This is a genomic window from Paenibacillus sp. 7541, from assembly GCF_002276395.1.
In the GTDB taxonomy this organism is placed as follows: domain Bacteria; phylum Bacillota; class Bacilli; order Paenibacillales; family Paenibacillaceae; genus Paenibacillus_AQ; species Paenibacillus_AQ campinasensis.
On sequence record NZ_NQLZ01000005.1, the window covers coordinates 1 to 12,125 of the forward strand.

The 12,125-nt window shown below is 52.0% G+C and carries 12 protein-coding genes and 1 tRNA gene; 10 read left to right on the forward strand and 3 right to left on the reverse strand.

Annotated elements, in window-relative coordinates; translation table 11 throughout:
- Positions 1–88: 88 nt before the first annotated feature.
- The 9 genes from CHH75_RS02330 to yajC all read left to right on the forward strand — a co-directional run bounded on the left by CHH75_RS02330 (position 89) and on the right by yajC (position 8,058).
- A tRNA-Pro gene (locus CHH75_RS02330) sits at positions 89–162 on the forward strand.
- A gap of 139 nt (positions 163–301) precedes the next feature.
- Positions 302–1,018, forward strand: a complete 717-nt coding sequence (locus CHH75_RS02335) for a BofC C-terminal domain-containing protein (protein ID WP_095397365.1) — start codon at positions 302–304, stop codon at positions 1,016–1,018.
- Positions 1,019–1,184: 166 nt separating this feature from the next.
- A complete protein-coding gene (gene ruvC / locus CHH75_RS02340; protein WP_095262927.1) occupies positions 1,185–1,688 on the forward strand; it encodes a crossover junction endodeoxyribonuclease RuvC in 504 nt (167 codons plus the stop codon).
- Positions 1,685–2,299 carry a Holliday junction branch migration protein RuvA gene (gene ruvA / locus CHH75_RS02345; protein WP_095397366.1) on the forward strand — a complete coding sequence of 205 codons (615 nt, stop codon included), beginning with the start codon at positions 1,685–1,687 and terminating at the stop codon, positions 2,297–2,299. The genes ruvC and ruvA overlap by 4 nt, the downstream gene beginning before the upstream one ends.
- 27 nt (positions 2,300–2,326) lie before the next feature.
- Positions 2,327–3,334: a Holliday junction branch migration DNA helicase RuvB gene (ruvB, locus tag CHH75_RS02350; protein WP_095262929.1), complete on the forward strand. Its 1,008-nt coding sequence runs from the start codon at positions 2,327–2,329 to the stop codon at positions 3,332–3,334.
- Positions 3,335–3,425: 91 nt separating this feature from the next.
- On the forward strand, positions 3,426–5,516 hold the full coding sequence (locus tag CHH75_RS02355; protein WP_095262930.1) for a SpoIID/LytB domain-containing protein: 2,091 nt from the start codon (positions 3,426–3,428) through the stop codon (positions 5,514–5,516).
- 6 nt (positions 5,517–5,522) lie between these two features.
- The gene (gene queA / locus CHH75_RS02360; protein ID WP_095397367.1) at positions 5,523–6,554 is read left to right on the forward strand and encodes a tRNA preQ1(34) S-adenosylmethionine ribosyltransferase-isomerase QueA; all 1,032 of its coding nucleotides are present in this window, start codon (positions 5,523–5,525) and stop codon (positions 6,552–6,554) included.
- A gap of 20 nt (positions 6,555–6,574) precedes the next feature.
- Positions 6,575–7,714 (forward strand): tRNA guanosine(34) transglycosylase Tgt, encoded by a 1,140-nt coding sequence (gene tgt / locus CHH75_RS02365; RefSeq protein WP_095262932.1) that lies wholly within the window; start codon positions 6,575–6,577, stop codon positions 7,712–7,714.
- Positions 7,715–7,758: 44 nt separating this feature from the next.
- A complete protein-coding gene (gene yajC, locus CHH75_RS02370; RefSeq protein ID WP_095262933.1) occupies positions 7,759–8,058 on the forward strand; it encodes a preprotein translocase subunit YajC in 300 nt (99 codons plus the stop codon).
- A 109-nt stretch (positions 8,059–8,167) separates the two neighbouring features.
- Here the strand turns inward: yajC and CHH75_RS02375 are convergent, their stop codons facing one another.
- Together CHH75_RS02375 and CHH75_RS02380 are read right to left on the reverse strand one after the other, a co-directional pair.
- Positions 8,168–8,977 carry a phosphatase PAP2 family protein gene (locus tag CHH75_RS02375; RefSeq protein ID WP_095262974.1) on the reverse strand — a complete coding sequence of 270 codons (810 nt, stop codon included), beginning with the start codon at positions 8,975–8,977 and terminating at the stop codon, positions 8,168–8,170.
- A gap of 85 nt (positions 8,978–9,062) precedes the next feature.
- Positions 9,063–9,452 (reverse strand): TIGR04086 family membrane protein, encoded by a 390-nt coding sequence (locus CHH75_RS02380; protein ID WP_095262934.1) that lies wholly within the window; start codon positions 9,450–9,452, stop codon positions 9,063–9,065.
- Between the two features lie 187 nt (positions 9,453–9,639).
- On the opposite strand from CHH75_RS02380, the gene CHH75_RS02385 reads away from it, so the two are divergent.
- Complete coding sequence (locus tag CHH75_RS02385; RefSeq protein ID WP_095262935.1) at positions 9,640–10,479, forward strand: DUF421 domain-containing protein; 840 nt, start codon at positions 9,640–9,642, stop codon at positions 10,477–10,479.
- Here the strand turns inward: CHH75_RS02385 and spoVB are convergent.
- The gene (gene spoVB, locus CHH75_RS02390) at positions 10,476–12,077 is read right to left on the reverse strand and encodes a stage V sporulation protein B (RefSeq protein WP_095262936.1); all 1,602 of its coding nucleotides are present in this window, start codon (positions 12,075–12,077) and stop codon (positions 10,476–10,478) included. The two genes, CHH75_RS02385 and spoVB, sit on opposite strands and share 4 nt — an antisense overlap.
- Between the last annotated feature and the right edge of the window lie 48 nt (positions 12,078–12,125).

A 12,125-nucleotide genomic window follows, 5' to 3' on the forward strand; every position in this document is an offset into this window, starting at 1 on the left:
AAGTTGCGAATGATTGACTTCATCCTATTATGTGCTTATAATGAATTTCGTGACTTCTGGAATCTAGCATTCTCTCATCTATTTTTATCGGGACGTAGCTCAGCTTGGTAGAGCACCTGGTTTGGGACCAGGGGGTCGCATGTTCAAATCGTGTCGTCCCGATTCATCGAAAGCCGTTTGCCCAAGTTCATTGGGAAACGGTTTTCTTTTTTGCTGCAATGGACTGAAAGGTGGAATCTGCTGAATATTTTAAGAACTGCCAGGCCACAATATGAAAAACATCGGATAGAAGGGGATAACCTTGAGTGTTTTTCGTATTAAAAAGCTGTTTAGAAAACGTTGGAGACGCTGGAGAAGAGCGATCTGGACATGTCTGATCCTCTTGCTCTTCGGTGTGGCGGCATGGTCTGGGCAGAATCTTCAAGAGCAGATGACCAATCTACTCACGGAATTTCGTGCGGAAGGTCCGCTTGCAATCGAAACTTTACATGTTCTGCAAAGTGAGGAAGAACAACAGCATAAGGCAGAGCTTGACGAAAAGCAACGGGAATTTATGCAGCAGCTTAATGAATCTAAAGTGAAACGTCAGGTACATCTGAAGACCACATACGTTTGCGGTGTGGAAGAGCAAAAACTAGGCCGTTTGAATGCGGACAGCATTTACGAACTGTTAAATAAAAATCCGCAATGGCAGGGGCGGATCAATGATGAAGGCGAAGTATGGCTGGAGCGCAGCATTTCGGACCTCTCGCCGGAATGCAAAAGGCAGGCATACATGAGTGTCGATGCCAATGGGAATCTAACGCTGTTTGACGGGCCGCCAGAGGAGGAGAAGGTGCTCCGCACCTTTTTTCAATTGGATATCGGTTCGATGGAGTCCTCGCTTCCGAAAGGGGTCATCAAGCAGCTTGAGGAAGGCATCCGTATTCAAGACATTGATGAGTATAACAGCGTGCTGTCCACCTTCAGCGATTATGCGCGCGATCAGGCCGAAAATGTGATGAGCCCTGCGCCTTAGCGCGGATGGGTTTCGCAAAGCCCGGGAATGTTCCCGGGCTTTTTTTTGTGCGTTCGGGGAATGTGCGCTGTTTGCCGATCGTTAAAAGTTTTTCCTCAACGAACAGCCAATCTTTTGTTATAATGGGAGGACGAATACATATGTTCGCTTCAGAGGAGAGGTTGGTTTGCGTATATTAGGCATTGATCCGGGGCTGGCTATTGTCGGTTTCGGTCTTGTAGATAAAGTTGGGAGCAAAGTGACGCCGGTACAGTATGGCAGTATTCAGACGGAGGCGCACACGCCGGAAGAGGAGCGATTGCAGCTCATCTATGAAGGGATGCTCCAGTTGATTGAGAAGTATGAACCTGAGGCGGTGGCGTTTGAGAAGCTGTTTTTTAACCGCAACGTCACGACAGCCATGGCAGTATCTCAGGCTCGGGGCGTCCTCATTCTTGCTGCTGTCCAGAAAGGATTGCCTGTGGCCGAGTATACCCCGATGCAGGTCAAGCAGGCGATTGTAGGCTATGGTAAAGCCGAGAAGAAGCAGGTGCAGGAGATGGTGCGGATGTTCCTGAAGCTGCAAAGTGTTCCAAAGCCGGATGATGTGGCGGACGCGCTTGCTGTTGCGATCTGCCATGCCCATTCCTACACGCTCAATTCCAAGTTAAATGAGGTATTGCGAAAATGATGGATTACTTGCGAGGCCAGGTGGCCTATTTGGAAAGTGAATATATTGTGGTTGATGTGCAGGGGATCGGTTATCAGGTGTTTTGTCCGAATCCTTATGCTTTTGCCAAAACCGAAGGGACTGTAACGGTCTACACCCATCAGCATGTTCGTGAGGACGCCATCTTGCTGTTCGGGTTTCCAACCCGGGAAGAGCAGAAGCTGTTTCGAAAGCTGATCGAGGTATCCGGCATCGGTCCGCGCGTAGCGCTCGGCATATTGGGCGGCGGTTCACCGGATCATGTGGTATCTGCTATTTATCAAGAAAATGTATCATTTCTTGTTAAGCTGCCGGGGATCGGTAAGAAAACGGCGCAGCGCATGATTTTGGATTTGAAGGACAAGCTGGAGGGTTTCGGAAATGCGGCGTTTACAACGGGGCTGTTTGCGCCACAGGAAATGCAGCCTGAAGACAGCTCGGCGTGGATGGAGGCCCGTGAAGGCCTGAAAGCGCTCGGCTATACGGATGGAGAGCTGGACAAGGTGTGGCTATCCATCAAGGACTCCACAGGCATGAGCGACTCTGTGGACGTGCTGATGAAGCGGGCGCTTCAGCTGTTGTATGCCGGCTGACTGGCCCGGCAGGAAGGAGCTTAACAGATGGATGATCGAATTATTACCGCCAATTTAATGATGGAGGACCAAGCGGTGGAGCTTAGCCTTCGTCCCCGTTATTTGGCTGAATACATTGGACAGAACCAGGTCAAGGAGAACCTCAAAATTTATATTGAAGCGGCCAAAATGCGCAAGGAGGCACTCGATCATGTGCTGCTCTACGGACCGCCTGGTCTTGGGAAAACGACGCTGGCTAACATCATCGCCAACGAACTGGGCGTTAGTCTGCGCACCACGTCCGGACCGGCCATTGAGCGGCCAGGCGATCTCGCTGCCCTGCTGACGAATCTGCAGGAGGGAGACGTGCTGTTTATCGATGAGATTCACCGCCTTCACCGCACGGTGGAGGAGGTTATGTATCCCGCGATGGAGGATTTTGCGCTGGATATTATGATTGGCAAAGGCCCGAGCGCCCGTTCCGTGCGTCTTGACCTTCCGCCATTTACATTGATCGGGGCGACAACAAGAGCGGGGCTGCTTTCTGCTCCATTGAGGGACCGCTTTGGCGTTGTCAGCCGGCTTGAATTTTATTCGGTCGATGAGCTCAGTTATATTGTTTCCCGGGGCGCGGACATTCTGGGCATTGAGATTCTGGGCGATGCTGCAACCGAGATTGCTTTAAGATCCCGGGGAACTCCGCGTATCGCCAACCGATTGCTGAAGAGGGTGCGCGATTATGCCCAGGTGCGAGGCGACGGCATGATCACGCCGGATATTGCACAGGAATCGCTCAAGATGCTCCAGGTGGACCCGAGGGGGCTCGATCTGATTGACCATAAAATGCTGAACGCCATGATTCACAGCTTTCGCGGGGGACCGGTCGGTCTAGATACGATTGCGGCAACCATTGGTGAGGAAAGCCAGACGATTGAGGACGTATATGAGCCGTACCTGCTCCAGATCGGGTTTCTTCAGCGGACGCCGCGCGGCCGCGTAGTGACTCCTCAAGCTTACCAGCACTTAGGTGTGCCAATGCCGGAGGATCGGCGATAATGCATCTTTTACGTCCCTGCTGAATTCGATTGTTATGCGTAACACGAACGTCATCATACGTACACGGATATAGGGTCAGGAGGAGAAATAAATGAAACGAAATTGGAAACAAGCACTGGGATGGTGCGTTAAAGGATTGCTGGCCTTAACCCTGGTAGGAGGGGTATGGCAGAGCCCGGCAGCTGATGCGGCCGGAACGGATTCCATTCGAGTGGCGATGTTTTTGGATCTTGGCAGCACTTATCGCTCAACAACGAATGCTGTGACTTTAGTGCCGGAGACAGCCATGACGGCTTCTATCAAAGCTTCAGGCGGACAAGAACTGGCGCTTCTGCCTGCGGGAAGACAGGCGCGCTTCAGCATTGACGGATTTAGAGTCAAGGTGCTGGAGACGGCGGATTGGCGAGTGGCTTCGGAGGCAGCCAAGAAGCTGCAGGGAACGAATGATAAGCCGCTGCTCTATGTAGACAGCACAAGCGCAGGGCGGGTGTATCAGCTCTATACTGGTATGTACGCCAGCGAGCAGGCAGCAAGAGATGCCGCTTCAAGGGTGGCACAGACGGCGGCCGCGTATTTGAACGGGCAAAATCCGATGGTGAAGGGTGGACTTCATTTGACGGCAGGCCAGTTCAGTTCTGCAGCCGAGGCGGATGCTGTCCGTCTTGCATATCGAGATGCGGGACTCGAAGCCTTCACAGTGATTGTGCCGGTGGGAGCCGGGAAGGCTTATGAGGTATGGGTTGGTGAAGCTGCGAACCAGGCGGACTTGGCTGCTGTTCAGAGCGAAGCCGGCAGAGCGTCTTCTGCAGCTTTGCAGGCCGTACGTGCCGGAACGCATGGACTGATCCTGAGACAGGATGCTTCGCTTAATCTGGACAGTCTTCAACTGGTTGAACACTACACCCTCGCCGGAGACGGCCAGCTGTGGATACAAGGCAACGCAGGGTCACGCACGCAGGTGAAGGAACGCTCTGAACGCACTTACCGGGGGGCCGTCGAGATTGGCAGCCATAACGGTCAACTGTACCTGGTAAACGAGCTTCCGCTGCAGGAGTATCTATACTCTGTCGTCGGCGCAGAGGTGCCTTCGTCATGGGGAGCAGAGGCTCTAAAGGCCCAAGCCGTCGCTGCCCGGAGCTATGCGCTATTCCAAGGGAACAAGTTTCAAGTTGCGAATGTGGTAGATACTACCCTAAGCCAGGCCTATTATGGAACCTCCTATGAGTATCCGTCGATCATTCAGGCGGTTGACGCCACTGCGGGCGAAGTGCTGCTGAGCAATGGGAGACTGGTGGAAGCCGTATTCTCCTCCAACAGCGGCGGCATGAGTGCCGATCCGCTGGAAGTATGGGGGAATGCCAATCCTACATTCGGTGCGGTAGAAAGTCCGGGAGATGCTTCAGCGCAGGCTGAGCTGCATTCCTGGTACCATGTCGTGCTTCCGAGCGGGATCACCGGATATGTGCGGGAAGATAACGTTAAGCTGACCGGCAACACTACGCTAGCCGGGCTTCCTTACATGACGGTAACCGCGAATAATACGAATGTTCGCCCACTGCCCTTGATTCAATCGAGTGCTGAGCCTGTTGCCCGGTTGAATCCGGGAGACACCGCTGTCGTGCTGGAGCTTGTGGCGGAGTCTAACAGTTATGAATGGATTCGAGGTCCCTTTACTTCGGAGCAGTTGGTATCTTCCTTGAATGGAAGGGTGACCGGTTCGCTTCCGGCCAGCATCACATCTCTTGAGGTTGTCGAGCGTGGCCCTTCCGGCCGGGTGTTAAAGGTCAGAGCCAACGGCCAGCTGCTGGAAGTTAGATATCCGGATCTATATCGCTCGGCACTGAACGGCTTGCCAAGCACGATGTTTGATATTGAGCCGACAGGAAGCTATACTGTATTGGGCGCAAATGGCGCGGCCACGACCGTTTCTGCCGGTCAGACTGTTTCGGTTATCTCCGCCAGCGGGACGGGGCCAGTCAGAGGAGCAGGGACGACGGTGCTGAATGGCGAAGGAAAGGCCCGCATCGTTGACAATACCCAGCGCTTTAAGTTTATTGGCAGAGGCAATGGGCACGGTCTAGGTTTATCCCAATGGGGCGCCAAGGGGATGGCTGACCAAGGGTATGATTATAAGCAGATACTGCAACACTATTACCGCAACGTAACTATTTCAAAGGAATGACTTCGAATGAACGTGGACTTGTATGATTTTGATCTACCTGAACATTTAATTGCGCAGACACCGCTGCCTGACCGCAGCGCGTCCCGGCTGCTGACGCTGAACAAAGCGACAGGCCGGATTGAACATCAGGTGTTTGCTGATATTCTGAATGATTTGAACCCGGGTGACACCCTCGTATTGAATGATACCAAGGTGATACCAGCCCGGCTATTTGGAGAGAAGGAGGACACCGGTGCGAAAGCGGAGGTGCTCCTCCTGAAGAATCTGGAGGGAGATCGCTGGGAAGCTTTGGTGAAGCCGGGGAAAAAGCTGCGCAAAGGGAGTGTCATCTCCTTTGGCAGTGGAAAGCTGAAGGCTGTGATCGAGCAAGAAGGCGATATGGGCGCACGGACGCTGTCTTTTGCCTATGAGGGAATTTTTCAGCAGATCCTGGATGAGCTGGGTCAGATGCCGCTTCCTCCTTACATCAAGGAACGGCTTGAAGACCGCGACCGTTATCAGACCGTATATGCCCGTCATGAAGGCTCTGCGGCTGCCCCAACGGCCGGTCTCCACTTCACGGAGGAGCTGCTGGAGCAGATCCGTGGTAAAGGCGTGGATATTGCATTCATCACGCTGCATGTTGGACTCGGGACGTTTCGGCCAATGTCCGTTGATCGGGTCGAAGACCACGTCATGCATGAAGAATACTATATGATGTCCCAGGAAACGGCGGATTTGCTGAATGAAACGAAGAAGCGCGGTGGACGAATTGTTGCTGTAGGTACGACCTCCTGCAGAACGCTGGAGACGGTCGGGAATCAATGTGCCGGCGGCCCGCTTAAAGAAAGCAGCGGCTGGACGGATATCTTTATCTATCCGGGGTATACCTTTACTGTCGTTGACGCGCTGATTACGAATTTTCATCTTCCGAAATCAACACTGGTGATGCTGGTCAGCGCTTTGGCCGGACGGGAGCATATTATGAAGGCGTACAAGGAGGCCATAGAGCGGGAATACCGCTTCTTCAGCTTCGGCGACGCGATGTTTATTTACTAATTCGGAGGTTGAATATCACAATGGCACCAGCTGTTACTTATGAACACATCAAGACCTGCAAGCAATCCGGCGCCAGACTCGGGCGGGTGCATACCCCGCACGGAATTATCGAAACGCCGACATTTATGCCGGTCGGAACGCTTGCTACAGTAAAATCCATGAGTCCTGAGGAACTGAAATCGATGGATGCTCAGATTATATTGAGCAACACGTATCATCTGTTTCTCCGCCCGGGACATGACATTGTAAAAGAGGCCGGCGGGCTTCATCAATTTATGAACTGGGATCGTCCGATTCTCACCGACAGCGGAGGCTTCCAGGTATTCAGCCTGGCTGAGATGCGTAAAATCTCCGAAGAAGGCGTGCATTTCCGCTCCCATCTGAATGGGGACAAGCTGTTTATCTCGCCTGAGGTCGCCATGGACATTCAGAATGCGCTTGGCTCGGATATTATGATGGCTTTTGATGAGTGCCCGCCATATCCGGCGGAATATGATTATGTGAAGCAATCGACAGAACGGACGTCGCGCTGGGCGGAACGATGCTTGAAAAGCCATGCCCGTCCCGAGGATCAGGCTCTGTTCGCTATCGTTCAGGGCGGCATGTATGAAGACCTGCGCCGCCAAAGCGCGCGCGATTTGACTTCCATGGATTTTCCGGGTTATGCTATTGGTGGACTTAGTGTGGGAGAATCCAAGCAGATCATGTATGAAGTGCTGGATTACACGGTACCCCTGCTACCGGACAACAAGCCTCGTTACTTGATGGGGGTCGGATCACCGGATGCGTTGATTGAGGGCTCCATTCGAGGTGTGGATATGTTCGACTGTGTGCTTCCAACCCGAATCGCACGCAATGGGACAACGATGACAAGTCAAGGCCGTCTTGTCGTTCGCAATGCTCAATATGCCAGGGACTTTGGACCGTTGGATCCGGAGTGTGACTGCTATACCTGCCGTCACTACTCGCGCGCTTATCTCCGTCATCTGATTAAGAGCGACGAGATGTTTGGGCTTCGGCTGACCACCTACCATAATCTGCATTTCTTGCTGAATTTGATGCGCAATGTGCGTCAAAGCATTATGGAGGACCGTCTGCTTGATTTCCGCGATGAGTTTTTTGATAAGTACGGCCTGCATGATAATGAAAAAGGTTTTTAATGGTGCATGGTATGCACTAGGGGGTTATGAAAGGAGGGAAAGATATGTTTGAACTTGCAGGAGAGGCAGCACCGGGTGGAAGCATCCTTGGGATGATCCTTCCGTTCGTCTTGATGTTTGTTGTGTTTTATTTTCTGCTTATTCGTCCACAGCAGAAGAAACAGAAGGCTCGTACGGCGATGCTGAGTGCCCTGAAAAAAGGGGACAAGGTCGTGACGATTGGAGGCCTTCACGGTACGATTGTGGAAATTACCGATGATATTGTGGTATTGAAAGTAAACGATGTCACAAAGCTGACGTTTGACCGCAACTCGATCAGCCATAGTGTCGGCTCTGATACATAATCTGCGCTGCACATTATGTGGCGGTTTATAACAAAACAAAGACCGGTTCCTATATGGAATCGGTCTTTGTTTGTTTACGTGTGCATAATGCCCGCATCCAAGTAACATACTAGAAATTCATAGCTGGAGCAGCCGCTGTTTTCCGCATGGTCAGTTCCCCGAAGTAGACACCAAGCGATGCAGCCATCACCCCAAGCATTGTTCCCGCGATCATGTCTGTCAGCCAGTGAATGCCCAAATAGAAAATACTGAACACAATAATCGCTGCGCTGATGCTGGTGATCAGCATCCAAATCTTATTTCCCGACCGAGCAGCCAGTACCGCCATCGTAATGGACAAGGAGGTATGTAGGCTTGGAAAGCAGTTGTCGAGTCCAGACAAAGGCCGGTATACGGCTTCAAAATCAGGGAATGCTTCCAGCATGAAAAAGGAAACCCCAGCAGGCTCGAAGTTCCATGTCTCGTGAACAGGGAAAAACAGATAGAATGGCATCGCCACCACATAATTGATTAAAACAGCATAGCCTGTGGCATAAGCGAACTGATGATTTCGCTGGAACAGATACACACCGAAAGAACCGATAATAAGCGCCTGAAATACGGTGATGTAAAAGTAGACCAGCACTGGCGTCAGCCAGGGAGCATGAAAGAGATGCTGAACCGACTGAACAAACGCCCCTTCAAGCTGAAATACCCAAGGAGTAAAGTCCAGCCTGCTGGCTACCAACAAAGCCTCCAGCTGCTGTTCCAAATAGTTCAACAGGAAAATCGAGACCAGTGCTGCAAGCAGGAGCAAATATCGCATGGAAGAGAACAACTCGCGTGCAATGCCCAGAAACACGTAAACCGGATTTCGCTGTGTGCCCATCCAGAGCAGAAGTACAACATTGATGGATGTGAGTAACGCAATGGCAGTCATAGATTGATACAGCAATACATCATTTCCTTTCTTCCCGAAAACACCAGAATAGTCTATCACAGGTTTCGGAAAGAATATTAACAAATTATTTACTTAAATTAACACCAAACATTCCGCCGATCGTTCCGGCAACAAAAACCGAAAGCAGCAATGTCAGATCGCCCAGGGAAATGGAGCTATTGAGGGCGAGGAAGCCTATGATCAGCAGCAGAATTCCATACATGAGGCCTGTAAGGCATCCATAATACCAGCCTCTGCTGCCCGCACGCTTGCCGCTGACACAGCCACCGATAAAAGCAGCCACGGCATGTACAACAAAGGTGTAAAAAGACAGATCATCCTCTGCAAGTCCGCTGCCCCATAGCAGGAGGGATAGCACAAGCGCGCCAAGCAGCATCCACAAGTAGGAATGAAGCAGCCCTGACAGAATCGGATTGGTGATCCTGATCGTGAAAATGCGACGGATCGGTTCCATGAATCAGCCCCCTTAACGAATCTTGATTACTACACATTGTATGGCCAAGCCTGTACAGATAGTACAAACAAAACAGGCTCTGCACATGAAAAAATACGTATCTGCTCCAGGATACAAACTCCCAGGATCTCTTGAATTGACAGCGGGTCCGTACAACGGATGAGTAGATCGACCAGGAGGAAAACCAATGCCTTATATGCTTAATCTGATTTTGCGAACGATTCTGATGTATGCCGTTATTTTTGTTACGATGCGGATTATGGGAAAACGGGAAATCGGTAAACTGTCGATTTTTGATCTGGTTATCTCCATCATGATTGCCGAAATTGCGGTGTTTGTCCTGGATGATGTGAATAAACCGATCTGGCATGGTCTGGCTCCTATCGCCGTGCTCGTGACGATTCAGGTAGGTCTGGCCTATTTCAGTCTGAAAAGTCGCAAGCTGAGAACATTTGTGGACGGAAGGCCGAGCATTATCGTCTCCAATGGTCAGCTGCACCGCCGGGAAATGGCCAGACTGCGATACAATCTGGACGATTTGATGCTGCAGTTGCGAGGAAAGGATATCGACAGCCTGGCAGACGTGGATTTTGCCATACTGGAAACATCGGGACAATTGACCGTCATCCGCAAGGACTCCGTGGATAAGGACAAGACCTCCCGCTCGAGCGCCAGCTCAGACACAAGTTCCCGCGCTGGCTCTAACACCAATTCAAGTTCCGATTCTGAATCAGGCTCCAAGGACAGTTCCCATTCCGGCGACAGCGAACCGAGCGGGTCTTCGTCGGTGATCAATACAGAAGAACCCATTGAAATCCCTTATGACTTGATGTCCACACAGGGACTCCCCATTCCGTTAATTCTGGATGGTGAAGTGCAGGATGAGAACTTGAAGATTCTTAAGAAGTCGCGCTCCTGGTTGAAAGATCGAATCAGGGAGGGGGGCGCCGACAAGTTTGAGGACGTGTTCCTGTGCTCCGTTGACCATAAAGGGCAATTTTATATTGACCGCAAGAAAACGAATTAACGGGATTTTCGGTCATTCAGCCAGGTGCCAATCAGCGGCATGCGCTCCAGATCACGCAAGGTGACCAAGCGTGTGATGAAAATCAACAAAAGATACATCAAAATTCCACATGCCGTGGCCAGGAGAAACTGGAGCCAGTTCATATTGGCAAAGGGGAGATGACGATAAGCATACAGTACGCCTGAACCCATGATCAGCATGACGGCAGCTGTTTTGATGTAATCCAGAAAGCGGAAACGGAACCCGATTAACCGGGATACGCTGATGCCGTGCAGAATCGTAACGGCTATACTGTTCACGATAATGGCGATGATCGCTCCACGAATGCCGAAGGCCGGATTCGACGCCAGATAGACGATCAGACCCATCTTGATGACAGCGCCCGTCAACGTATTGATCAAGGCCCTACCCGGCCGGTCCAGTGCCTGCAAGGCTGCCTGCAAGGGAGCCTGTACGTAGATGAACAGGGCGAACGGAGCCATCAGCTTCAGCATGGTGCCAACCTCTTTATTGTTATATAACAGCAAACATAGCGGTTCTGCCAGCACGTACATAATGGTAGCGAATGGAGCGCCGGTGACGAGCGCTAGCCTGAGCGCCTGATTCATCCGTTTATGAATCGTCGCCCGGTCGTCGCGTGCCGCAGCTTCCGATAAGGAAGGAACGAGCGAAGTGGCCAGCGACATGGCCATCGCTCCGGGTAGAAGCAGGAGCGGGATGGCCATTCCTTGCAGTGCGCCGTATTGTGCGGTTGCGATACCGGTAGCGATGCCGGCCAGGGCGAGGCTTCTGTTCGTCAGAATCGTCTCCAGCAGATAGGAGAAGGAGCCGATCATTCTGCCGCCGGTCACCGGAAGAGCGATGCCCAGCATACGCCTGAGGATGTGTCTACCCGGCTCGCTTGCTTCAGGCTTGGCGTCGGCAGGCTGAACCGCGTGCTGTTGAGGGGACAGCTTGGATCGCTTGCGATCATCACCGAAGTATTGAAGCAAAATCGCGATCATGCCAATCAGTTCGCCGACAGCGGTTCCGAGCATCGCCCCGGCTGCACCGTAAGCAATCCCTTTGGGCATAAGCAGATGGGCAAACCATAGCATGCAAATTATTCTCACAATCGTTTCAATGACCGAGGAGCTGGCAGAAGGAATCATATTCTGTTTGCCCTGGAAGTAACCCCGATACACAGCCGACACGGCGATGATGATCATCATGGGGGTCATGCTCACAAAGGTTTGGAATACACGCTCGTCCGGAAGCAGCACCGTCGTTACCCATGGTGCCAGCGCCAGGCTGAGCCCCATGAATAAAGCGCCGGTCGTAACCGTCAAAGTCAGGCTGACGCGCAAAATTTGCTTGGAGGCATCCGGCTTGCCTGCCCCTTCAGCTTCTGCGACCATCTTGGCGATAGCCAAAGGAATTCCACCCGTAATGATCGTGACCAGTACAATAAAGAAGGGGTATCCCAGTTGATAAATGCCGACCCCTTCCGGACCGATGATCCGAGGCAGGGCGATGCGGGGAATGAAGCCCAGCAGACGGTTCAAGATTCCGGCGGCCAGCAAGATAAGGGTCCCTTTAATAAAAGATTGCTTCGTCACTGTCCATCCCACTCCCTGGTTATTTAAATACGGCGTGGCCTCTGGCGC

Coding starts and splice junctions, on each gene's coding strand:
- tgt (WP_095262932.1), top strand. CDS start 6,575: ATGGCACCAGCTGTTACTTATGAACACATCAAGACCTGCAAGCAATCC.
- CHH75_RS02355 (WP_095262930.1), top strand. CDS start 3,426: ATGAAACGAAATTGGAAACAAGCACTGGGATGGTGCGTTAAAGGATTG.
- ruvA (WP_095397366.1), top strand. CDS start 1,685: ATGATGGATTACTTGCGAGGCCAGGTGGCCTATTTGGAAAGTGAATAT.
- ruvB (WP_095262929.1), top strand. CDS start 2,327: ATGGATGATCGAATTATTACCGCCAATTTAATGATGGAGGACCAAGCG.
- CHH75_RS02380 (WP_095262934.1), bottom strand. CDS start 9,452: ATGGAACCGATCCGTCGCATTTTCACGATCAGGATCACCAATCCGATT.
- yajC (WP_095262933.1), top strand. CDS start 7,759: ATGTTTGAACTTGCAGGAGAGGCAGCACCGGGTGGAAGCATCCTTGGG.
- CHH75_RS02375 (WP_095262974.1), bottom strand. CDS start 8,977: ATGACTGCCATTGCGTTACTCACATCCATCAATGTTGTACTTCTGCTC.
- queA (WP_095397367.1), top strand. CDS start 5,523: ATGAACGTGGACTTGTATGATTTTGATCTACCTGAACATTTAATTGCG.
- CHH75_RS02385 (WP_095262935.1), top strand. CDS start 9,640: ATGCCTTATATGCTTAATCTGATTTTGCGAACGATTCTGATGTATGCC.